Annotated in this window: 14 protein-coding genes and 2 pseudogenes; 12 read left to right on the top strand and 4 right to left on the bottom strand. The window is 56.7% G+C overall.

Going from position 1 to position 23,563, the window contains the following annotated elements; all coding sequences use genetic code 11:
- Window positions 1–21 precede the first annotated feature (21 nt).
- Window positions 22–7,098, top strand: a complete 7,077-nt coding sequence (locus V6R85_RS24365; RefSeq protein WP_336377319.1) for a hemagglutinin repeat-containing protein — start codon at window positions 22–24, stop codon at window positions 7,096–7,098.
- 9 nt (window positions 7,099–7,107) lie between these two features.
- Entirely contained in the window at window positions 7,108–7,434 is a 327-nt protein-coding gene (locus V6R85_RS24360; RefSeq protein ID WP_111802463.1) for a hypothetical protein, read from the top strand.
- Window positions 7,435–8,101: 667 nt separating this feature from the next.
- Here V6R85_RS24360 and V6R85_RS24355 read toward each other — a convergent pair.
- Window positions 8,102–8,269, bottom strand: a pseudogene (locus V6R85_RS24355) (IS5 family transposase); the annotation flags it as partial.
- A 58-nt stretch (window positions 8,270–8,327) separates the two neighbouring features.
- Here V6R85_RS24355 and V6R85_RS26080 point away from each other — a divergent pair.
- From V6R85_RS26080 to V6R85_RS24340, 4 genes and pseudogenes are all read left to right on the top strand, one after another.
- Window positions 8,328–9,119: pseudogene (locus V6R85_RS26080) on the top strand (IS5 family transposase).
- A gap of 37 nt (window positions 9,120–9,156) precedes the next feature.
- A complete protein-coding gene (locus V6R85_RS24345) occupies window positions 9,157–9,453 on the top strand; it encodes a hypothetical protein (RefSeq protein WP_236760186.1) in 297 nt (98 codons plus the stop codon).
- Between the two features lie 44 nt (window positions 9,454–9,497).
- The gene (locus tag V6R85_RS26075) at window positions 9,498–9,623 is read left to right on the top strand and encodes a toxin C-terminal domain-containing protein (protein ID WP_087746868.1); all 126 of its coding nucleotides are present in this window, start codon (window positions 9,498–9,500) and stop codon (window positions 9,621–9,623) included.
- A 2-nt stretch (window positions 9,624–9,625) separates the two neighbouring features.
- Complete coding sequence (locus tag V6R85_RS24340) at window positions 9,626–9,823, top strand: hypothetical protein (protein WP_044459931.1); 198 nt, start codon at window positions 9,626–9,628, stop codon at window positions 9,821–9,823.
- Window positions 9,824–9,997: 174 nt separating this feature from the next.
- Here the strand turns inward: V6R85_RS24340 and traA are convergent, their stop codons facing one another.
- The gene (traA, locus tag V6R85_RS24335; protein ID WP_336377318.1) at window positions 9,998–13,771 is read right to left on the bottom strand and encodes a Ti-type conjugative transfer relaxase TraA; all 3,774 of its coding nucleotides are present in this window, start codon (window positions 13,769–13,771) and stop codon (window positions 9,998–10,000) included.
- A gap of 379 nt (window positions 13,772–14,150) precedes the next feature.
- Between traA and V6R85_RS24330 the strand changes: the two genes are divergently transcribed.
- The 5 genes from V6R85_RS24330 (at window position 14,151) to V6R85_RS24310 (ending at window position 20,138) form a co-directional block, all read left to right on the top strand.
- Window positions 14,151–15,182 carry an IS110 family transposase gene (locus tag V6R85_RS24330; protein ID WP_112951258.1) on the top strand — a complete coding sequence of 344 codons (1,032 nt, stop codon included), beginning with the start codon at window positions 14,151–14,153 and terminating at the stop codon, window positions 15,180–15,182.
- A 678-nt stretch (window positions 15,183–15,860) separates the two neighbouring features.
- Window positions 15,861–16,787, top strand: a complete 927-nt coding sequence (locus tag V6R85_RS24325; RefSeq protein ID WP_112951259.1) for a HEPN domain-containing protein — start codon at window positions 15,861–15,863, stop codon at window positions 16,785–16,787.
- Between the two features lie 186 nt (window positions 16,788–16,973).
- Window positions 16,974–17,282, top strand: coding sequence for a mobilization protein (locus V6R85_RS24320; protein ID WP_129565650.1), 309 nt, complete (start codon window positions 16,974–16,976; stop codon window positions 17,280–17,282).
- Entirely contained in the window at window positions 17,279–18,943 is a 1,665-nt protein-coding gene (locus V6R85_RS24315; RefSeq protein ID WP_129565649.1) for a type IV secretory system conjugative DNA transfer family protein, read from the top strand. Before V6R85_RS24320 ends, V6R85_RS24315 begins: the two co-directional genes overlap by 4 nt.
- Before the next feature lie 244 nt (window positions 18,944–19,187).
- Window positions 19,188–20,138 carry a bile acid:sodium symporter family protein gene (locus V6R85_RS24310; RefSeq protein ID WP_111791507.1) on the top strand — a complete coding sequence of 317 codons (951 nt, stop codon included), beginning with the start codon at window positions 19,188–19,190 and terminating at the stop codon, window positions 20,136–20,138.
- A gap of 49 nt (window positions 20,139–20,187) precedes the next feature.
- On the opposite strand, the gene V6R85_RS24305 is transcribed toward V6R85_RS24310, so the two are convergent.
- Window positions 20,188–21,243 (bottom strand): aldo/keto reductase, encoded by a 1,056-nt coding sequence (locus tag V6R85_RS24305; RefSeq protein ID WP_111791535.1) that lies wholly within the window; start codon window positions 21,241–21,243, stop codon window positions 20,188–20,190.
- Window positions 21,244–21,428: 185 nt separating this feature from the next.
- Between V6R85_RS24305 and V6R85_RS24300 the strand changes: the two genes are divergently transcribed.
- Window positions 21,429–22,334: a LysR family transcriptional regulator gene (locus V6R85_RS24300; RefSeq protein ID WP_060727268.1), complete on the top strand. Its 906-nt coding sequence runs from the start codon at window positions 21,429–21,431 to the stop codon at window positions 22,332–22,334.
- A gap of 79 nt (window positions 22,335–22,413) precedes the next feature.
- Here V6R85_RS24300 and V6R85_RS24295 read toward each other — a convergent pair whose 3' ends face one another.
- Window positions 22,414–23,199 carry a 2-keto-4-pentenoate hydratase gene (locus V6R85_RS24295; protein WP_112951262.1) on the bottom strand — a complete coding sequence of 262 codons (786 nt, stop codon included), beginning with the start codon at window positions 23,197–23,199 and terminating at the stop codon, window positions 22,414–22,416.
- Between the last annotated feature and the right edge of the window lie 364 nt (window positions 23,200–23,563).

Below are 23,563 nucleotides of genomic sequence, written 5' to 3'. Positions count from 1 at the left end.
TGCCACGAGAGGCGAACAACAATGACATCACAGTTTAAGCGTCTTCCACGCAAAACAACCGACCTCGCATTGTTCGCCAATGCAGGGACGCTGGCTCAAAAAATCATTGCCACCGTTGTCAGTTTTACGCTCGTGCTTCAGCCAGTGCTTCTTCACGCACAGGACATATCGCCGGAAGTTGGAGGATCTTTTGAAAATCGCCCCGGGATAGGAGCTGCTCCGAACGGCGTACCGCTCATCGATATCGTCGGACCCAACAGCCAAGGTCTGTCGCACAACAAGTACAACACTTTCAACGTCGGCACGCCGGGCGTCATCCTCAACAACTTCAACGGTGAGATCGGCACGTCGAAACTGGGTGGTGTGACGCCTGGCAATCCAAACCTTCAAGGCAGAGGTGCGGCCACGGTCATCCTCAATGAGGTGACCTCGCAGAACCGCAGTTCTCTTCTTGGGCCGACCGAGGTGTTTGGTGGCCGGGCCGACGTCATCATCGCCAATCCGAACGGGATCACCTGCGATGGTTGCGGTTTCATCAACACGCCACGCGCCACGCTGACGACGGGCGTGCCTGACATTGGCACTGACGGACGTCTCAATGGCTTCACGGTCAATGGTGGAGACGTCACGTTTGGTCCGAACGGTGCGAATTTTGCGATGGGAGACGGGAGAGTCGATCTGTTCGATATCGTATCCCGCACCATCCAGATTGACGGTACGATTTATGGCGAGGACCTGCGCCTGACAGCCGGGCAGAGCAAGTTCGATTATGCCACCGGCGAAGCGACACCGCTCGATGATACCTCTGGAACACCCGAATATGCAATTGATGGTTCCGCACTCGGGGCCATGAAGGCTGGCCGTATCAAGATGGTCGTCACGGAAAAGGGCGCTGGCGTTCGCATGCGCGGCGACATGGCCGCCAATGCCGGGGAGCTCTCGCTGTCGGCCGACGGCAAAATCTCGATCGGCAATGCCTCTGGCAATAACGGCGTGAACATTTCCTCGAAGGGAAGTGTTTCAACTGGTCGTCTGACCTCGAAAAAGTCGGTGTCGGTCAAGGCGGGCAAGGACACCAAGGTCGCTTCGATCGGTGCTGAAGAGGATATTCTGATCAATGGTGGGGCCGGCTTCATCGATGTCGCCGGTACTCTCGGGGCCAGTGGTGCACTCAACCTTCTGGCAGATGGGCGTATTGCCTTGGCCGACGCGTCGGCTACCGGACCCGTTTCGCTGTGGTCCGGGGCTGGCTCCATTACCATCAGCGGCAGGGCCCAGTCTGGCACGGCGATGTCGCTTACGGCTGCCTCAGGCGCGATCGCAGCGGGCTCGCTACTTTCGAAAGGCGATTTGGCTTTGCTCTCCGGCCTTGATCTCGGGATTTCCGGGCTCGTACTTGCTGAGGGCAATTTGCAGGCGTCCGCAGGCGGGAACATCCACTATGACAGCATGGAGGCAAACGGAAACGTTTTGCTAGCTTCGACCGGTGGGCTGATAAGTCTCGATAAGCGCACAGCCGCCGGCGGCGACATCGGGATCAGGCAGCAAAATGTCGACCTTTCCAACAATAGGAGCGGGCTTGCTACATCTGGCACACTCTACATCGATGCCAATAATATTAATCTCACCAACAGCACGCTGACGTCAGGTGGTATTGATCTGACGTCATCTGGAACGACAGATCTGACGGGCACGCGGCTCAATGCCGTCACTGCAAGCGGAGCAACTCGTTCCGCTCAGGGGCTAGGTGATATCGCGATCAAAGCGGGTAGCCTCACTGCTGACGGCGCCACCAACATTCTGGCTGCCCATAATCTGACGCTCTCCCTTTCGCAACTTGTCAACGCCGGTCAGCTGGCTGCCGGTAATGATCTTACCCTCAATGTTACCGGCAACCTGACCAACACCGCCACTGGCTTGATCTATGCCAGCAACGATGCAGCGCTTTTCGTGGGCGGCGTGCTGGCCAATGATCAAGGAGCAATTGTCGCCGGCCGTGATCTTGCAATCGCCAGTAACTCATCCGGTGCACGCAATGCTGCTACGGTCAACAGTTCCGGCCTAATTTCCTCTGGTCGCAATATCTCGATCCTGACGGCAAACCTGCGTAACGAGAAAAGCGTGGCTCCGACCTATACGAGCCAGCAAATCTCAAACGCACTCGTGTCGGCCTATGACACCTATTATGCACGCGAATGTGGAGATTGTTCATCTCTCGTCTCTTTTGCTGGCAAGCAGTTCGTCATTGGTGCGCCCATTCGCCATGTCTATCGTGATGTGACTGAAGACCGCGTCACATCGGCTGGTAGCCCCGCAGCGACAATCAAGGCGGGCAATACGCTTTTTGTCGATACCGTCGATCTTACCAATGCCTACAGCAACATCGAAGCCGGCTCCGGCATGACACTTGTTGGCTCCGGCACGCTGAACAATCTCGGTTTGCAATTGCAGCGTACCACTTCGCTCAATTGCAACCAACAAGGTGGCTGCCAGTATTATCCCGATGTCATCTATGAGTGGCAGGAATCGAAAACAAGCGGCGATACAGGTGGTTGGGAAGGTTCATGGCAGGTCGCCATGCCGGGTCCCAGTCCCATTGGAACGCGCGATGCATCAAAGGATATCGGGCCAGGACGGAGTGTAGAAAGCGTCGAGGCGATCGGCGGTGTTCCCGCGGCGATCCGCTCTGGCGGAGCGCTGGGTATTACCGGTTTTGGTGCCGTTAACAATACCGTCGCAGCAGGTACGATCGCCGACCATGTTGCTGTGGCAGCGCCTCAGCCTTCGAGCAATCCGACCGCATTGTTGGCCGGCGTAACCGCCAGCGGAGCGCTATTTACGCTTGGCGGCGTTGCCACGCCGAAGTCCGGTGGCTTTGGTGGCACCGTTCCCGGTCAGACGTTCCTCTATGAAACGCGTGCCGCCTTCCTCGATGTCTCCAAATTCTACGGATCGAGCTATTTCCTTGGCCGCATCGGCTACCAGCCGGACCGGCAGATCCAGTTCCTTGGCGATGCCTATTTCGAGAACCAATATATTGAGCAGCAGCTCAAACTGGCGACGGGTTCCGGCTTCACCGGGCAGGATTCGATCGCTCAGATAAAGCAATTGCTCGACAACGGAGCCGCCTATCTGGGAGCGCAGCAGCGCCCGCTCGGCGAACCGCTTACGGCCGAGGAGATCGCCAGCCTCACCGAATCCGTCGTCGTATATGAGTGGCAGACGGTGAACGGTACGACCGTTCTTGCGCCGGTACTATATCTCGCCGCCAATGACAGGGAAAGATTGAATTCTGCGGGCGCGCTGATCGCGGGCAATCAGGTGACGATCGATACCGGCCTGCTTGCAACATCAGGGATGATTGCATCGACTGGTGATCTTAGCGTTTTCGGTTCGTCGATCGCGGCAATAGGCGGCACCTTCACGGCGGGTGGCAATGCCTCGCTGAAGGGTAACGAGAACATTCTGCTCGCCAATGCGAAGGTGACGGCCGGCAGCAATCTCGGCCTGACGTCGAATGGAGACATCAATATCTCCGTCACCGAACGGTCAACGACCAGCACTTTGCGCGACAAGCGGAGTTCTACGACAGTTGTCAGAACCACAAGTCAGGGCTCCGAGATCACCGCGGGCGGATCGGTCTCAGCCAATGCAGGTGGTAACCTCAACGTCATCGGTAGCACGATTGCCGCTGATGGAACGGTCGGTCTGAAAGCGACCGGCGATGTGACAGTCGCTGAGGCCATCGACACCACCACGATAGATTACACCTACAGGAAAAAGGGCGGTCTGTTGGGCGGAAGCAAACAGACGACGAGCCACACGGAAACGCAGACCGTCGTCGGATCATCGGTTAGCGGCGGGAAGGGCGTGTCCATCATCTCAGGTGGAGATACCGTCGTCTCCGCCTCGAAGGTGACTGCCGGCGACGAGACCGACAAAGCCGATATCAATGTCAGCGCGGGCGGCGATCTGCTGATCGCGTCGGGCAAGAATACGGCGGAGTTCGAGCAGAGCTCCTCATCCAAGGGCTTTCTCTCCAAAAAAAGCTCGACGCAGTACAACTACGACGAAGCGACAGTAGGCTCCGAGCTTTCCGCATCCGGCAAAATCAAGCTGGATGCTGGCGGCAACGCTGTCATCGCTGGCTCGAACATAACGGCAGGCGATGCGATCAGCGTCACGGGCGACAGCGTCGCCATCATCGGGGCCGAGGAACAGCACGCGCTGGAGAGCAGCAGCAAGAAATCTGGCCTGTTTGCCGGTTCCGGCGGCGGCTTCCTTTCACTCTGGGGCAAGGAACAGAAAGAAAAGAGCCAGTCGTCCACGCTCAACGTTGGCTCCGCGCTGACTGCTGGGACTGACGTAACCCTCACGGCACGCGAAAACGACGTCAGTGTCATCGGCTCGTCCATCATGGCGGGGCGTGACATCGCGCTGGAGGCTGCCCGTGATGTCAACATCACGCCAGGGGCAGAAAGTGCCGCATCGGCGGAGAAGGAGCAGCGTTCCGGTTTCGGCATTCAGGTGAAGGCCGGCAATGGAAGTGCATCTATCGGTATTGGTTACGGCAAGTCGGTCGATCAGACCAGTCAGTCATCAGAGACTAACGCCAGATCCATCCTGTTTGCCGGTCGTGACCTGACAATATCCGCAGGAAACAACGTCAACCTGCAGGCGGCTCAGATGTCTGCAGAGCATGACGTCTCCATCCTTGCTGACAGCAACGTCAATCTCCTGTCGGCGCAGGACATATCAAACTACCAAACCCTGCATGAGGAGATGTTCGCGGGCATTAGCCTTAATGTCCAATCCAAACTTCTGGGCGCCGGCGAAAGTCTGGTATCTGCTGGAAAGGGACTTGCCGGATCTAACGGCATCTCCAGCATCGCTCCTACAGCATTGGCCGGCTACAAGACCTATCAGGCAGCCGCCCCGGCCCTGAAAAGCCTGGCAAACGGTGACCCGTCAGGACTTGGCTCCGTGTCGTTGACGATTGGCATGACGTCACAAAAGTCCTCGCAGACATTCTCGAGTTCAACGCCGGTCGTGACCGAAATCCGCAGCGGAGGCTCGACCGCTATTGTTGCAGGAGAGGGGTCGATCACGGGTCATGGTGTGCAGATTGCGGCTGGCGTCGATGCTACGGGCAAACCGGTCAATTTCCTGGATCCGTCCGTAGGTAACGTCCTGCTTTCGGCGGGCAAGGATATCCTGCTCGACAGCGCACAGGGATCGCACTCCCATTCTTCTTCCTCGAAATCCGTCAATGCGAGTGTGGGGGTTGATCTGACTTCGGGCAGCCCGGTCGCCAACGGCAGCTACGGCGCCAATAAGGCGAATGGCAATGCCAGCACCCAGGTTAACAGTCATGTGACGGGCACTGGCACGGTTGCGTTAAACTCAGAAAATAATACTGCGCTCAAGGGTGCCGTCATATCCGGCAACACGGTTATCGCCAATGTCGGCGGTGACTTTGTTATCGAGAGCCGCCCGGATACGGCCACCTATCGCGAAACCGGCATCAATGTTAGCGCCGGCTTGGGACCTGGTGGGCCGTCGGCTGGCTCCACCAAAAGCAGCATCAAGGGGGACGCGGCCAATGTCTCCGAACAAAGTGGCATCGTCGCCGGCTCCGGCGGATATCATGTGACGGTGGAGGGCGGCGTCGACCTCAAGGGCGGGGTAATCGCATCGACCGCCGAAGAGGAAAAGAATTCTCTTTCTGCCGATCATCTGACCTTTTCCGATGTCGAGAACAGGTCGAAAGCAACTACATCCACGGTCGGCGTCTCTGTCGGCTCATCCGGCATTCCGGTTCCCATCGTCGGCCAACCTGCAAAGGAAGAGGGCAACGGTGTTGCCCGTGCGACGCTGACGCCTGGCAATCTCACTCTAACGAACCAGAGCCAGGATCTGGCCAGCCTCAACACCGACCTGTCGAACGCCAACACTCAAGTCCAGACCTTCGATATCGACCGGTTGAAGGCGAAACAACAGAGTGCCGCAGCCCTCTCCGAACTGCTCAACATCGGGGTCGGTGACCTCTCGCAAAGGCTCGGCTTTGCGGAAGGGTCGCCTGAAAAGCTTGCGCTGCATGCTGCCGTCGGAGCGCTGGTGTCGCAGCTTGCCGGTTACAGCGCAGCCACCGGTGCGGTGGCAGGCGCTGCCTCCGAGATCGCCAATGGCGTGCTCCAGGATGTTCTCAAGACCAACCCCAATCTCACCGACGCGCAAAAATCTGCAATCACCCAGTGGGTTGCTGTCGCTATCGGGGCAGCTGTCGGTGGAGAAGCCGGGGCGGCTGCTGGGCTTGATAACGTCAACTACAATTATCTTAATCATGCCGAAGTTCTGGCACTCAAAGAAGCGACAGATCAATGCCACTCTGGTGATGCGGAAGCCTGCCAACGCGCCGCCAATCTCAATGCCATCGATCAAGCCCGTGACGATTATTTACATCAGGTTTGTAGCGCTAACGGGGATGGTGACGCCTGTAAGGCAGCGGTTACAGATCTGCGTCAATCGCTCGCCAGTCTCTATGGCAACAATCAGGGGCTTGACCTCGTCAGATTGCATTGGGTCGAACTATACCAGCGTTCCATGGGAGATGACCTCGCCGATCCGAGCGGAGCGAAACGCGATATGCTCTCGATTGTTGCTGGAGCTATGCTCGGCGGTGGCGTCGGTACGGGCCCAAAAAACCTTAGCCCGTCCCCAAGTAAAACGCAGTTGATCGACGAATTGATCAATGGCGGAACCAAGGTTACACGCGAAAATGTGGTCAAAATCCAAAAATTACCGAATGGCAAAACTGTCTGGCTTGAGACGGGAACTGCGACTGGACCTCGCCCCGCTGGCCTAAACCACATTGTTGCAGACCATGGAGCAGATTTTGCTAATAAAGGGATTACTGAAGCTGACATTCCAGACGCACTGTTCACTGCCTTGAAAGATGGAAAAATCATTGGCTATCAGGGTACAGGAACCGGACGTCCGATCTACCAATACGTCTATAATGGCAAAACCCAAAACACAGCGATAACGGTCGGAGATAACGGCTTTATCGTTGGTGCAAACCCAACCTCAGGCCCGTAAGGCAAAATGATGTACCGTCCAGATCGTAAAATGAAGTTGATGCCAGATTACCAGTGCTGGTGTTTATGGGATATGATTGAGCCCAAGAACGTCAACCCTGACACGTTACCGATTTCTGAGACATTGCGAGCACGCCTTCATTCCTGGGAAGCGGACTTCGATCGCACCCTTGATTTAGCCGACCACACGAATATCGGATTCAACAATGAACAAGAATATCAATTGTTCTATGACGTGGGCTGGGAGCTGTTCGCTTCATTACGGTCAGAGTTACCTGATATTGAATGGTGGTATCGCGACGGAAGATATGCCGGACTTTTAGATCAAAAGCCATAGAGCGGATAATATTGTGAGATAACTTGTCTGCTTCGATGTGGCTCCGATAGCCACATCGGTTCGCGGCAGGCAATCGGTTGCCATCGCTTATCGTCAGGCATTTTGACCGGACATGGTGTACCGATCGCCGCCAGCTACGATGCAAATGGCATGCGATCGTCCGTTAATCTGGTCACAAGTCTATTCAATCATGAAATCCCACGTAGATGCGGCTGCTGACTTCACTGGGTACACCTTGGTTAGAAAGACACTTGAGCCTTGGCAAATTTCATCGCGAGCCATCCAATTGGCCGACCCTAGGTCCCGTTGACAAAGTCAGCAGTGATAATGCGATAAGATCGCTCCTAACGGAGGATTCGGTGTCCGGACCTGATCGAGAAATACGACTTCGACTTAGTGTGCAACGCGCCTTGCTCGGGGCCGTATCATCGACGCTCGCCGCCGTTACGTGTGGCTGGAGCGGCGACAAGATTGTCCTCGAATTCTTGGTCGATCACGATTTCAGCGATGATGACCGCGAACGCATGGAGGTAGTCGCATCCGAGGTCATCTCGGATTTCGGTTATGAAACAATAAAGACTGTCTTCACGTCCCCACCATCGGATGGACCGAAGGTTCCGGTTGATCGGCGATGGTGGGCCTACAGGCGATTTGAGCCATTGCTGGGCTAAAGGCGTTCTATGAAGTGCGGCAGCCAGATTTTTGCGGCGGCCAGCGAAAGGAACGCTTCGAAGGAAGTTCGGGTCTTGTCGTAACGGGGGGCAATCTGTCGGAACTGTCTGAGCCTGTTGAACATTCGTTCGATGCGGTTGTGGTCTTTATATACCTTGAAGTCGCAGGGAGGCGGGTCTATCCATAGAGCATGATTCAAGACTGCCTTTTAGGAAGCGATTTTGGCTCGCGGCGACCTGACGGATTCGGAATGGCGGATTGTTGGAGGACTACTGCCCACTGAGCGCGGGAGGAAATCTTGCCCTTCTCACAATAATCGGCAGTATCTCAACGGAATGTTGCATGTTCGCGTGTCGGGTGCCCTTGGCGCGACATGCATGAGCGGTATGGCAAGTGGAATTCCGTCTACGTGCGCTTCCGCCGTTGGGCAGAACAAGGCGTATGGGATGTCCTGCTGGAGACGCTTGTCGAACTGGGCTTGACCGATGACTGGCAGCATATGATTGACAGCACCACGGTTCGCGGCCATTCTCAGGCTGCGGGCGCAAAAGAGGGACTTATAAGGAGGCTTTTGGTCGATCACGCGGCGGCTTTTCGACAAAAATCCACGCCCGTGCGGACGGTCCGGGACGCCCTCTCGGCTTCATCCTGACAAGGCGGTGAAGCTTCGGATTACAATACCGTTCCCGATCTGTTAGCCATGCCGGTTGCCAAGCCGAGGCTGTTTCTCGCTAACAAGGGCTATGACAGCGACGCTCTGCGCGAAGAGTTGCTGATCCACGGGGTCAGGCCCGTTATTCCTCCGAGGGCCAACGGCAAAGACCAACCGCCTGTGACTTCACAGTCTACATGGACCGAAATCGTATCGAGCGGCTGTTCAACCGGCGAAGCAATTTCGTCGTGTCGCCACCCGATACGATAAAACCCAAAAATCCTTCGCCGCCTTTCTCGTGTTGGCCGCCGCAAAAATATGGTTGCCACACTTGCTCTGGTTCATGAGTTGTGCACCTTAGTTAAGACGGTAACACGTTGCAAAAAAGGAGAAAATTCTTGTATGACTTCAATCATTTAGACCGAATATCGAAAGACCTGATCGCAACTGGGAAGGCAGCGGACGCGATCAAGATTTATCTTTTCATGGCAGATGGCGACCAGTCGTTGGATGCCGGATATCTCGGGGAGCGGTTGGGAGAGTGTTATGAGAAGATTGGTGACCTGCATGCCGCAAAATATTGGTATGGAAGAGCGGTGGAGGAAAATCCCGACGTCAGGCTGATTTCTGTAGCAGCGCATAAAAGGCTCCACGAAGTCAGCATCGAAGCTTTTTTGGGCGACGCAGAAAAGTAGTTCTTAACGAGCACCTCAAGCTACTTTGTCAACAGAACCTATTCATAACAAGGGATTTGGATGGTCATAATGGAGGCGCTTGGAAGATGGCCACTTCCGTTAAGGACCTCGGAGGTAAGGGGACGCGCCTCGGAACTTATGACTCAAATCTGAATCGTATAGGGGATTGATAATGAACGTTAAAGACACAGATCATAAGGATTGGGCTAATAGAGGGAAAACCATTGAAGAGTTGATAAAGGAACTTCAGTCCTTTGAAAACCAAGGCTTGCCGGTAGAGATATCCATCGATGGAGGTGATGATGTCCGACCGATCAGTCTTGTAGGAAAAAAGGACGGGAAATGCTTGCTTATCTATCTGAATAAATAGTTTATCAACTCCAACTCGTCCACTACACCCGCACCGGCTCAGGACCGATTGCCGAGGAAGACCACATCCACAACCGGTGAAACATGGCGCGGAATCGGCGAAAAGCTGGCTCGCTTCATGTTCTGGTAATTTGGGGATTATCAAAGCTGACGCCAGTGTTGTTGCCAGCGCACACTATCGGCTCAGTCCAAGCCCCTGAGACCGGGCCAGTTGCTGTTTCAGCGCGTGGTCATGGCTGAGTTCTGCATGGCGTGCACGATGCACCAGGCTGGCGATTGCCTTGATCTGCTCGGCGTGCTTTGCGAGCTCGGGACGTGTCTCCAGCTCCTCGGCGAACCTGCGAGGATCGGAACTACCAAACCGCCGCGTGAGCGCATCGGCCACCAGCTTGGCCTCGTCAAGTGCGGTCCGGCCCTCAGGTGATGATCGCAGCTCTTTGATGAACTTGCTTCGCCTCTCGACCGGCGTTTTCTCCACCTCGGCAAGGATTTCGGCGCTGCGCGGGGTGAGGCTGGGGACCTCGATCACGTCACGCTGTTCACGCTGCCATTGTTCGCTTTGACGTTCTTCGCCAAGCCGGCGCTCCCATGCCTCGGAGACATAGCCGATATGGGCAGAGAGTGACCTTGCATATTGCAGCGCCTCTTTCCGCTCCTTGTTGTTGCCGAACAGACCCGACTTGCCGCGCAGCTCCCCGAAGCGCTCTGGCTGCCCGACCATGGCCTTCGCCATGATCTTGCCATTGCCTTCTTTATCGATCATCGCGGCGCGCAATCTTGCTGCGACCTCGGCCGGATCACGGAACACGTGCCGCACGAGAGAGTCCACTGTATCGAATTGCCGATCGATAACGGACATCGCCATTTGCTGCGCCACCTCTTCGACGCTGCGGTCGTATCGGGTGATGGCTGGCACAAGTGGAGTGGGCTTACCGGGTTCCAGCGCCGATCGTTGGCCGACAGTTTCTGTTGGGGTAGGGACGGCGCCGTCTTTCGACATGAGGTCGGACCACCGGATGCGGCGATATCCTTTATTGTCCTCCGTCCGGTCGCCCCGCCGATTGTCATCAATCGTCCGGGCGAACTCATTGCCAGGATCTTCGCGGCGAACAGGGCCGGCCAGTTCGCCGGCACGTTCCTCGTAAACCTGCTGACGCTCTGATGGCCGATCCTGCTGCTCCCGTTGCAGATGGGCCGCACGGGGCAACACCTCTAGGCGCGCATTTTTGGCGGAAGCAAGTTCGATCTCGCTCTTGATCCCAAACTCTCGCCCGATCCATCGGTCGCTGGCTATCCCGCGCCGCTCGGCAAAGTCTCTAACATAGTCCAGCGTGGTTTCCTTCACGCCGGAACGCGACAGTCGGCTTGCCAGCTTCTGGTAGGCGAGTTCATCACCCTTGACGACACGCCATGCATTGCGCTCTGCCTTTGTACCGTCCGGAAGCGTGACAGGCGTGGCGCCTTCATGCTGCAGTCCGATCCTGTCACCGATCTTAGGTGATGCATCTCGCATGGCCCGGTTGAGATCAACACCCCACACCGTATGCCGCTCGCCCTTGTCATTCTCCAGCGTCACAAAATAGCTGTCGCGTGATTGCGGATTATGCTCGTAAGGCGCGACGCCGTGATCAACCAGCCGGCCCGCACTGGTGAACTCCTCGATGCCGGCATAGAGCTGCACGCCGTCGCGATGCCGGGTCATGGCGACATAGGTCAGATGCCGGTCCATGGTGCTGGACGCCAGCACAAAGGCGCGATCGACCGCCGCTCCCTGGTTTTTATGGATCGTCGTCGCATAACCGTGGTCGATCGCCTGGTAGCTGTCCGTGGCAATGCTGACACTGTCGCCGCCTCGGCCATCGAGCTGGGCGATGATCTTATTCGGCTCGACATGCTCGACCGTGCCAAGCATGCCGTTTTTGACGCCGAGGTCGCGGTTGTTCTCGAGGAAGATGATCCGGTCACCGGGAGCGAAGGCGCGTTTGCCGTTACTGGTCTGAAAGGTGAGTTCTCCAACTGCCTCACTTTTCCCTCCGGCCTTACCATCCGCTTGCTCTGCACCAGCGCTCAGCTCGTCACGGTTCCCCAGCCTTTGTCGGTTTTGAAGCTCCGAGCGGATGGCAGCATTGAGGACGCGCACATCGGCGCGGCGATGCGCCATGGCAACCCGGCTGCCATCGGCACGCCGCTCACTATCGGCAACATAATCACGCACGATCTGCGCCATCGCTTTGTCGCGGCTTTCTGCAAAGTGGATATCGCCGTGATCGCGATAGGCAGCCAAGCCCTCTGCCGTTTTGTGGGTGGCAAAGGCAACCGATGCTTCTCGCTGCCAATCATGGCGCTGGCGGCGAATGTCGGAAAGCTCGACATGACCGATCTGCTCCGCAATCGCCCTGAAGGGTGCACCGGCCCCGATTGCCTGCAGTTGCTCATGGTCACCAACAAGAACGATCTTTGCGCCGCGCTCTTCTGCCTCACCGATAAAGCGGGCAAGTTGCCGGCTTCCGACCATGCCGGCCTCGTCGATGACGAACACGTCACGTCGGCCGATCAGATCCCGGCCATGGTCCCAGCTGTATGACCATGACGCCAGAGTGCGGCTCTCTATGCCGGAACTTTCCTCAAGCCCCTCGGCTGCCTTTCCGGCTAATGCCGCACCATGGACCTGATAGCCTTGAGCCTCCCACGCTTCGCGCGCCGCTGCGAGCATGGTGGACTTTCCCGCACCCGCAAACCCGACGACGGCGGCGATGCCTTCAGGCCCGGTAATATGCGCGATCGCCTGACGCTGTTCGTCCGACAATCCCGCCGACGGATCGCTCGCAGCCACCATTCCGCCAGAGCTTGTCCGAAGAGCGTGATCTTGTTTTTCTATCGCACGCTCGACATGACGATGATCGACACCGTGGGACTGCGCCTGATGTAACCTTACTGCCGATCGCGCCATTGCGAGTTCCAGGTCGATCATCTCCCGCGTCGAATAGCGGGCATTGGACACTTCGCCTGTGTCCGGATCGATGCGCTCAGCCTGGAGTTCCACCAGCGCTGGTGAGGCCAAAACAGCGGCAATGGCGTTCTGGAATGTTTGGGCGTCATCGTTGATATAGCGATGCAACATTTTGGCAATATCGTGCCGGTCGAACACGCTCTTCTCGTTGCTGATCAGCGTCAGAACCTGTTCCGGTTTTTGCCGGATCAGTTCGGCATTTTGCCGTGCTGCCTCGTCATCCAGCCTGCCGCGCTCGACCGTCAATCCTTGCTGCTGCATCTGCGAGGCATGCACGCCCATGTGCTCGGTCGGCGACAGTTCAAGACCGCGCTCCATGTGCGAGCGATGATCGATGCGAACATCCAGGCCTTCGCGCTGAAGCTGACGGTTGGCAATGCCTTCCCATGCCTGCCTGATATCGCGAAGCTGCATGTCGGTTGTCGCCATGCCATGTGCCAGCAGCCGTGCGTTCTTGTGCTCGAGATAAGTTTTCTCGCCAAGGCGGGTTCTGCCAACCTGTCGCGTCGTCATCAGCACATGCGCGTGGTGGTTCCTGATGTCACCATGCTCGCTTGGCGAATGGATGGCAAAGTCCACGGCCGCGCCATAGCGGTTTGCAAGATCCTGAGCAAAGGCGCGTGCAGCCTTCAGCCGCGCTTCTGGCGACAGCTCATGCGGAAGCGCGATTTCGAATTCGCGGGCGACGCGGGCGTCTTTTCGCTTTTCTGCAAACTCGGCAGCGTTCCACAAGGCAGAACGATCCAGAGCCCAATCGGCAGAAAGACCGTCCGGCAGCACAATCTCCTTATGCTCCACGCCCTCTTTGCGGGTGAAGTCATGCACAAGGCCGTCGCGATGATTGGTGAGAAGGACCGCGCAACGATAGGCGGCGGATGCCACGGCGCTTCGGCCGGATGAGCGCGAGACAGGTTTGGTGCTGAGATGATAAATCGCCACACGAAATCTCCGATCCGCAAACGGGGAAATTCAGCGCTCTGACGCGTGGCAAGTCGTAAGTGCGCCCTTGTCTGTTTACCGGTGGCGACGCTAACAACAACGAACGGTGATTTCGACTACTAAAAGTAGTGGTCGAATGGGGGCAATTTCTTGTGTTTGAGCATGGGAAGCGAACGCATCAATCAGGGGAGGTGATTTTCCCCCGCTGAAAAATGGGGCATTCGGTCAGGTCTATGTCAGGGGACATCGAGACTTTGATCAACAGGCTCTCTGAAGCCTGAACGAAAACCGAAGACGGCGTTATGTGCTTCACATCATCAATTTGAAATCGAGCGATGATATCGTGGCATCGATCCCCAAGGTTTCAAGGGAGTGGCCGATGCAGGACGTGACGACGGTAGGGCTTGATATAGCCAAGCAGGTTTTCCAGGCGCATGGAGCAGATGCGAGCGGAGAAACCCTTTTCAACACGAAGATCAAACGCGAGAACGTTCTGGAGTTTTTCAGCAAGCTCAAACCATGCCTGATCGGAATGGAGTCCTGCGCTACAAGTTATTACTGGGCACGCCAGTTACTAGAATTTGGCCATGACGTTCGGTTGATCCATACCAGTTACGTGAAGCCCTTCGTGAAACGGGGCAAAACCGACGCCAATGATGCGGAGGCGATCAATGTTGCGCTTACGCAAAAGACAATGCGCTTCGTTCCAGTCAAAACGCTGAATCAACAAGCGGCGATTACGATTTTTCGAACTCGCAGCCTTTTTGTTTCACAACGGACTCAACTCGTAAACGCACTGCGGGGGCACCTAGCGGAGGCCGGCCTAATAGCGGCGAAGGGCATTCAAAATTATTCGAAACTAGTAAATCTGATGGAAACCGCAGCGGATACCGTCCTGCCTACAGTTATGAAACAAGCTCTCACCGATATTTGCGACCAGATACATCGATTGAATGATTTGGTCACGAAACTAGACAAAGAGATTGAGCGACGTGTCCGACACGATGAGAACGCGTGTAGGCTTCTGACGATACCTGGTGTTGGCCCGAAAACTGCAATGTGCGTTATTGCGACAATTCCTGATATCCATCGGTTTCCGTCTGGCCGCCATTTCTCTTCATGGCTGGGTCTTACTCCTCGCACGCATTCAAGCGGAGGTCGTTCGGTTCTGAGGCGCATTACGAAAATGGGGAATAGCGAACTCCGAACGATGCTTTATCTCGGGGGCACAGTAATCATGATGCGAGATAGCAAAACTCCAATCGGTCGTTGGGCCGCTCGATTGCGCGCGAGACGACCGTACAAAGTTGTAGTTATCGCGGTGGCAAATCTTATAGCGCGCATCATTTGGACTCTTTTGACAAAAGGGGGTGTTTACGATCCGACATACGGCCGAGAAGCCTCAGCGTGACGCAGCGATAATCTTGAGCGTTTGAATAGGTGGTGGTCGGCGGTAAGCTAACAGGTAGCGCACTAGAGAGCGAATAGGCCGAGGATGTTGGTGTATTTAGAATACGTTCTTTATACAGGCGTTTGCTCTGCGTTTCGCAAAATGGCGACCTTGAGAGGTTATGCCGTCAGGACTCATGCAGCGCTTCCAATTGCCTTGCCCTCGATCATCCATCTAGCGGGCCGTTTCCAAGTATGGGGCGGCCCGCACTCCTGTCTGGATGGTGATGGCCGCCTCCATCACCGTGCCTTTCTTGACGTGACTGCGTTACCGAAATTGCGTCGAAGTGAGCCGCAGGGCAGGCGGGCATCTGGCTGCGGCGGTTGGACAGGGTGCGTCGTTAACGGTCCTTCGTAACCTCTACGCTCCACTCAGTCGGCCACGGTATAGCGCCCGTAGCGCCTGCGATTGGGAAAAAACCGGGAAGCGATATACAACCTAGGATAAAGTACCATTGAATGTTCGCTATTGAGGAATGAAGGTATTGCAATACCATCTGCATAAATCAGAGCCGGTTGCCTCAAGATCGAATGTGCATCGTCCGAGAAGACAGGCATTCGTTTGGTGGCTACCAAAAATCGGAGTTTCAAAGGCCTCTGGAATGGCCCATACAGGACACCGTCGATAAGCGGAGCAGACATGAAGACCAGCCTTGAACATTTGCCGGAACGAAAGCAACGCGAGCTCGCGCGCGTCGTCGGAATTATTCAGGAAGAGTTTGCTGATCTGGTGGAGCGCTCGAAGTCTGACGCCAAGAGGGATGGGCGGATTTTCAAAATCATTCTGTTCGGTTCTTACGCGCGTGGCACCTGGGTGGATGAGCCGCATACGTCGAAAGGCTACCGCTCGGATTTCGATATCCTTGTCATCGTCAGCAACAAGGAACTGGCCGATCCCAAGTACTGGGACAAGGCGACCGATCGGCTGATGTGGGACAAGGAGATCGAGACGCCTGTTAGCCTCATTGTCCATGGCGCTCGCGAGATCAGCAATTTTCTGCAGGAAGGGCAATATTTCTTCAGCGATATCCGACGGGATGGCATTGCGCTCTACGAACTTGATGACAGAGAACTCGCCGAGCCGAAAGTCTTGATGCCGCACGAAGCTTTTGAGGTGGCGCGAAAGAATGCTGCCAATCGTTTCAAGGTGATCGATAGTTTCGTGAATTTCTCACTATTCGGCCTGCAAAACAGAGACCTTCCGGGCACTGCCTTTCAGTTGCACCAAGCAGTGGAGCATATGTACGGCGCTCTACTTCTTACCCTTACAAATCACACGCCAGCATCCCATAACCTCAAATTCCTAAGAGGACTTTCCGAGGATCGTGATGTCAGGCTGATCGAGGCTTGGCCTCGCGACCAAGCCAGATATGTCAGCTGGTTTAATCTACTCAATGAGGCGTATGTGAAAGCCAGGTATTCTGAACACTATGAGATGTCTGAAGAAGGTCTCTCTTGGATAATGGGCCGAGCGTCGGTGCTCTACGACATTGTTAAAGTGGTGTGCGCTGAACATCTCCAAAACCTTGAACGGGCCGCGAGACAAGCCGCAAATTCCAGCGACTGAGCTTCACGGGTGGCACAAACTTTCCTGAACTCAGGTAACAGCCACCGCAGCGTCATGAACCATACGGTCCAACCAACTCTCGCTATCGCTATGTCAATCTCCTCATAGAAACTGGTCTGTCTTCCAGGAACGAAGCCGTGGTCAACAGCTGCAGTTCCGGTGCGACCGCAATCGAAAGGAATAATCGTGGCAAGGAAAACAATCGAACAGCGTCTGGCTGAACTGGATGCGCAACGGTCGGCCCTAAAGGCCCGTCTCTCGAAAACCGAGCGCAACAACGATATGCGCCGAAAGGTCCTGATCGGGTCGCTCGTTCTGCACCAACTCGAGACCTCGAATGACAAGGATTTCGGCAGGCAACTCGGTGAATGGCTGCGCCGCGAACTACCGGGCTTTCTGACACGCGACAATGACAAGGCGCTGTTTGCCGATCTGATCGGACAAGGACTGACGGGCACAGCAGAGAATGGCGACAGCGGGCAGGGCGCTCCATGAACCGATTGCGACTTGCCCGGGACGCATTCAAAAACATGATGCGAGCCGCCGCGCGTGATCCGCTTTGGGCATTCCTGGCTTTAATCACCATGCCCTTCCGGATCTGGAAACGGCTCCTCGGATTTATGTTCATCCTGTTCATCGTCACGTTTGTGATCGGCATGGGTGGCGCTCACTTCCTTGATCAAATGGGTTTCGAGCGGGGCTCGCCTGTCTACATCATCCCAGGTCTCTTAACCCTGCTGGCGCTGGCTGTTATCACCTTCTGGTTCATTACCGCTCCACTGATTTTGCATTTCGGGGAGAATGACGATGATACCCATGGCTCCGCCCGCTTTGCGACAGACAAGGAGATAGCTGCTCTTATCTCGTCCGGTTCCGGCCTGTTGATTGGTCGTGATACGAAAACGGCCAAACCTCTGCGCTACGATGGCCCGGCCCATCTGCTCACGATGGCGCCGACCCGTACCGGCAAGGGTGTCGGCACGATCATTCCGAACCTGTTGACCGCTGGCCGTTCCGTGATCTGCGTCGATCCAAAAGGCGAAAATGCAAGGATCACCGGCCGTGCTCGTCAAAAATTCGGGCCGGTTCATGTACTGGATCCTTTCGGGGTCACCGGGAGATCCTCGGCAGCCTTCAATCCCCTTGCCCTGCTTGATCCCCACAGCCTCGATGTCGCGGAAGACGCCAGTGCGCTTGCCGACGCTCTCGTGTTCGATGAACCGGGAATGGCGGGCGAGGCGCATTGGAACGAGGAGGCAAAAGCTCTTATCGGCGGATTGTTGCTCGAGATCGTTGCATCTGAACCTTTGAGACGCAGGCACCTCGCAACACTCCGCGACTATCTTACCCTTGCTCCGGAACAGTTCGCAGCACTGCTCAAGCGTATGCAGGACAGCGATGCGGTGAGAGGTCTTGTCGCCCGTGCCGCAAACCGTCACCTCGGAAAATCCGATCGCGAAGCCGCAGGCGTTTTGTCGGCCGCCCAACGCCATACGCATTTCCTCGATTCACCGCGCATGACGACCGTCCTCAGTCGCTCGGATTTCCGGTTTGCCGATCTCAAGCGCAGCAACATGACGGTGTTCCTCGTGCTTCCCCCTGATCGGCTCTCGACCTATTCGCGCTGGCTGCGCCTGCTTGTCTCGCAAAGCCTGCTCGAAATGGCTCGCGATCCCACAAAGCCTGCGACACCGGTTCTCTATCTGCTCGATGAGTTCGCATCGCTTGGGCATCTGGCACCAGTCGAACGTGCGATGGGTCTGATGGCGGGTTATGGTGTCCAGCTTTGGCCCATCCTTCAGGACGTCCATCAGCTGCGTGCCACATACGGTCACCGCGCTGGGACTTTTCTGTCGAACGCTGGCGTGCTCCAGGTTTTTGGCGTCAATGATCATGACAGCGCCCGCATCATCTCTGATTTGCTCGGACAGGAAACGGTCGTGTTCCAGACAATGGCAAGAGCGCTTGATTCCGATAAGACCGGCATCTCCTATAGCCAACAGCATACCGGCCGGCCGCTACTCACTCCTGATGAGGTGCGCAATCTGCCTACGAACGGACAATTGATGTTTCTGGCCGGACAACGACCAATATTTGCCGAGAAGCTTGCCTACTTTGCCGATCCGGAGTTCAGGGAGATGTTCGATCCACTCTGACGGGAAGCGTGTCCAGAAGGCGGTTGGGCATCTCCATTGAGCCGTGTATGCGCGGCCCTCAGGCTATCTTCGGCGCAACGGGAAGCGGATAGATGAGCCTTCATCTAAATTGCAGTCCTGCGGTGACGGCGGCATCCAACCGAGGGGACGTTTTCGACCGCGGGGTCTAGCAACAGAGTAATGACCTTGACAGGGCGCCATAGGAGTCTAGACGGGGTTTCATGATCATCTTGGGAGTATGGAAATGAAAACGCTGGCAGCCGTTTCGGCTTTCGTGGGCAAGACTTTTGCCATCTGGGTTATCCTGTTCGCCGTACTCGGCTTTTTCTTTCCTGACACTTTCAAGCAAATAGCGCCCTGGATCGTCACGCTTCTGTCAATCATCATGTTCGGCATGGGCCTCACCCTTTCGGTCGATGATTTCAGGGAGGTCGTGAAAAGGCCGTTCGATGTGACGATCGGCGTGCTCGGCCAGTTTCTCATCATGCCGCTTCTGGCGGTGCTGCTCACCCGCATCATTCCCATGCCGCCGGAAGTCGCGGCTGGCGTCATTCTGGTCGGCTGCTGCCCTGGTGGCACCTCTTCCAATGTCATGACCTATCTCTCCAAGGGCGATGTCGCCTTGTCCGTTGCCTGCACCTCGGTCACCACTCTTGCTGCGCCGTTGGTGACGCCATTCCTCGTCTGGCTGTTCGCAAGCCAGTTCCTGCCCGTCGACGGCTGGGCGATGTTCCTCAGCATCGTCAAAGTCGTTCTGGTTCCGCTGGCGCTGGGTGCCGCCTTGCAAAAGCTGCTGCCCGGTCTCGTCAAGACCGCCGTTCCGGCATTGCCGCTGGTAAGCGTCATCGGTATCGTCCTCATCGTTTCGGCAGTGGTCGGAGGATCGAAGGCGTCCATCGCGCAGTCCGGCCTGATGATTTTTGCCGTCGTCGTTCTGCACAATGGCCTTGGCTATCTGCTCGGTTATCTCGCGGCAAAGGCAACGGGCTTGTCGCTTGCCAAGCGCAAGGCCATTGCGATCGAGGTCGGCATGCAGAATTCGGGCCTTGGCGCAGCACTCGCCACGGCCTATTTTTCGCCTCTCGCTGCCGTTCCGAGTGCCATTTTCAGTGTCTGGCACAATATATCGGGCGCTATCCTGGCAAACTGGTTTTCGGGCCGGTTGGACGCAGGCGCCGCCAACAAAACCGCCTGAAGCTCCGCATTCGTCAGGCCGCCTGTAGTTCAGGCGGCCTGACCCTGCCTTAGAACGGCATAGTCTGACGTGCTATGGCCAATGGATTAAGCCGGGCAAAGCCCTCCTGGCGCTGATACGGGAAATGCGGATAGGGAGTAGTCGTCTCGCTGGCTTTATCCAGCGTCGCTACCTGCGCCGATGTCAGCTCCCATCCCACGGCATCGAGGTTCTGGCGAAGCTGCTCCTCATTGCGCGCGCCGATAATAACAGTGGAAACCGTCGGGCGTCTGAGCAACCAGTTAAGAACGACCTGCGGCACCGTCCTGCCGGTTTCTTCCGCGACAGCGTCGAGCGCATCGATCACGCGGTAGAGATGTTCATCATCCACCGGCGGGCCGAAGCTGGCTGTCTCATGCAGGCGGCTGCGTTCAGGCAGCGGCGTGCCGCGACGGATTTTTCCGGTCAACCGCCCCCAGCCAAGCGGGCTCCAGACCATGGCTCCAAGGCCCTGATCCGCGCCGAGCGGCATCAGATCCCACTCGTAGTCGCGGCCAACAAGCGAGTAATAGACCTGGTTGACAACATAACGCGGCCAGCCATATCGGTCCGCGACGGCGAGCGATTTCATGATCTGCCAGCCTGAAAAATTCGAGACGCCGGTATATCGCACCTTGCCGGACCGGACGAGCGTATCGAGCGTCGACAATACTTCCTCAACCGGTGTGAAGGCATCGAAGGCGTGGAGCTGGAGGATGTCGATATAGTCGGTCTGGAGACGGCGCAGGGCATCATCCACCGCGCGCAGCAGCCGGAAGCGGGACGATCCGGCCTCGTTCGGCCCGTCGCCCATCGGCAGGCTGGTCTTGGTTGAAATCAGAACGCTGTTGCGCCTGCCTTTGATGGCCTCGCCGAGCACCTCCTCCGATGCCCCATTGGAATAGACATCGGCCGTATCAAACAGGTTGACGCCAGCTTCGAGACAGATGTCGATCAGACGCCGGGCTTCCGCAGCATCGGAATTGCCCCAGTTGCTGAAGAGCGGGCCGGTGCCGCCGAAAGTTCCGGTGCCGAAACTCAAAACTGGCACTTTCAGGCCGGATTTGCCGAGATAGCGATATTCCATGGGGCGTTCCTTTGTTGCTTCGGCATGGTTCTGGGCCGGGCGCCTGATGGCGCCATGCCTGTCCATCCCGTCGTGATCTGGCAGACGAAGATTGTGATGTATTTCAATCGCTGTCTGAAGATAGACGATGGTTTTTGCATGAAATAGAATGCCGAAAATATTATCACTTGTGAGATGAAGTCATCATGGCGCGACTTGAGATTAACCGGGCAGGGGAGATGGAAATCTTCGTGCGAGTCGTTGAACTCGGAGGTTTTTCCCGTGCGGCCGCGGCGGCGAACATGACGCCTTCAGCGGTGAGCAAGCTTATCGCACGGCTGGAAGGCCGCCTGGGCGCGCGCCTCCTCATCCGCTCCACCCGGCAGCTTCAGATCACGCCGGAGGGCTGCGCTTTTTACGAGAGGGCCACTCGCATCCTCGCTGATCTCGAAGAGGCCGAACGCGCCGCCGGCTTGGGCGAACAGCCTGTCGGCCGCGTGCGGATCAACACCAGCGCTTCTTATGCAACGCATATTCTTGCGCCCATCCTGCCACGCTTTCTGTCGCTGCATCCGGGCATCACGCTCGATATCGTCCAGACCGATCAGGTGGTCGACCTCCTTGCAGAGCGCATGGATGTCGCGGTGCGTGCCGGGCCGCTCAAAAGCTCAAGCCTCGTTGCCCGCAAACTCGGCGAGACAAGGATGATCATCACCGCCGCCCCTGACTATCTGGAGCGCTGCGGTGTGCCGCAAACAATCGCCGATCTGGAAGATCACAATCGCCTCGGGTTTGGATATGCCCGGTCAGTCGACGGGTGGCCATTGCGGGACGACGGAAAGACCGTCCTCATCCCGGCGACGGGACGTGTGCAGGTGAGCGATGGTGAAGGCCTTCGCCGTCTGGCACTTGCCGGCGTCGGGCTGGTGCGTCTTGCCGCTTTCACCGTGAGGGAGGATATCGCCGCCGGCCGACTGATCCCCGTGCTCGATCATCTCGATACGGGTGAGACGGAGATGTTTCATGCCGTCTATGTCGGCCAGCGCGGGCCGCTTCCCTCACGCATCCGGGCGCTGCTCGATTTTCTGGGCGAATACGGGCGGGTGAAGTGACCTTCCGGAGGCATTGGAAAGCGCGACCGGGATGAAGACGGCGGGGGGCCAAAAAAAGGGCGTCCCGAATGAGCGGGGCCTATGGTTTCGGACCGGATAGCGTGAAAGCACCAACCGATTTCAGCGTGATCTGCGTCTCGCCGGCAAGTGTGCTTGGTATCGCACCGCAGAGACTGCCCGTCGTCACGACATTGCCGGCCTTGAGCATGTCGCCCTTGTTGAATGCCGCATTGGCAAAGGCGACAAGCGGGGCGAGCGGATCAGCATTCGGATGTTTTACCGTGGCGTCGAAAAGCTGCGCCGACCCCTCGGTAACGGTAAGCTGCGGCAGGTTCTCACCATTTCCGGCAAAGACATCTACGATGTCTTTATCCACTTCCGGGCCGATGACGAAGCCGTGGTTGGCGAGGCGATCCGCGAGAAAAAGCGGAAACGGCACCTGATTTTTCTCCACCAGCCGGTAGCGGAGAAGTTCAGCACCAAGGTGGACCTTGTCGATATATCCTATCAGGTCGTCTCTGGTCAGCGGCCCCGCCGCCGCAGCGGGGATATCGGCGGAAAGCGTAAAGCAGATTTCGACCTCGACGCCTTCGGTGCCACCTTCAGGAAAAGAAGCGAGATTGGTTTCATCGACCCGAACGCAATCGAACATGGGCGCCCCGATGGCCTCGCCATCCGGGCGGATCGCCAGTTTCCAGCCGGCGACCGGTTCCGCCCATTTTTCAGCAAAAGCCCGCTGGACCGCCATAGCCTCTTCAAGGCCACCGGGAATGAGGCCCTCCGCCTGCAACGCCGCCAGAGTGATTTTTGTACCTTCGCGGCTCGCTGTGGTGAAACTTTCGGCCAGTTTTTCGATTGCCGTCATTGCGTCTAGGGTCCCGGATGATCTCATTGCCGAATGCTGACACGATTTGGCGCCTACTGCCAAGGCTATCAACGGCGAGTTCGACCACATCGACAGCTTTCTGAAAGGGTGGCGGTGGTTTCATTCCAATGCTGACACCGGACAATGCCGATACCCTGCCTCGCGTAGTATGAGGGCTTTATGAGATAGCGAATAAACAGTGTTTTGTAGCGGATAGCGTCTTGAAACATAAATTCAAGCGTTTGCTTTTGGGTTCCCTTAGCGTATTCGTCCCCGCTACGACGTAGAACAGAGAGTTACCATATGACAGTGCAATTTCCGAGCATCGCGCAGACGCTTGCCGAAGAGATCGGAACATTACGCA

The sequence above is a fragment of the Agrobacterium sp. CCNWLW32 genome, from assembly GCF_037083425.1.
Classification (GTDB): Bacteria; Pseudomonadota; Alphaproteobacteria; order Rhizobiales; family Rhizobiaceae; genus Agrobacterium; species Agrobacterium radiobacter.
Note: the sequence above shows the minus strand (reverse complement) of the source record. Positions and strands in the feature narration are given on the sequence as shown.

Bases quoted from the DNA above. Each gene is read 5' to 3' on its own strand.
- V6R85_RS24365 (WP_336377319.1), top strand. From the start codon at position 22: ATGACATCACAGTTTAAGCGTCTTCCACGCAAAACAACCGACCTCGCA.
- V6R85_RS24360 (WP_111802463.1), top strand. From the start codon at position 7,108: ATGTACCGTCCAGATCGTAAAATGAAGTTGATGCCAGATTACCAGTGC.
- V6R85_RS24340 (WP_044459931.1), top strand. From the start codon at position 9,626: ATGAACGTTAAAGACACAGATCATAAGGATTGGGCTAATAGAGGGAAA.
- V6R85_RS24330 (WP_112951258.1), top strand. From the start codon at position 14,151: ATGCAGGACGTGACGACGGTAGGGCTTGATATAGCCAAGCAGGTTTTC.
- V6R85_RS24325 (WP_112951259.1), top strand. From the start codon at position 15,861: ATGAAGACCAGCCTTGAACATTTGCCGGAACGAAAGCAACGCGAGCTC.
- V6R85_RS24315 (WP_129565649.1), top strand. From the start codon at position 17,279: ATGAACCGATTGCGACTTGCCCGGGACGCATTCAAAAACATGATGCGA.
- V6R85_RS24310 (WP_111791507.1), top strand. From the start codon at position 19,188: ATGAAAACGCTGGCAGCCGTTTCGGCTTTCGTGGGCAAGACTTTTGCC.
- V6R85_RS24305 (WP_111791535.1), bottom strand. From the start codon at position 21,243: ATGGAATATCGCTATCTCGGCAAATCCGGCCTGAAAGTGCCAGTTTTG.
- V6R85_RS24300 (WP_060727268.1), top strand. From the start codon at position 21,429: ATGGCGCGACTTGAGATTAACCGGGCAGGGGAGATGGAAATCTTCGTG.
- V6R85_RS24295 (WP_112951262.1), bottom strand. From the start codon at position 23,199: ATGACGGCAATCGAAAAACTGGCCGAAAGTTTCACCACAGCGAGCCGC.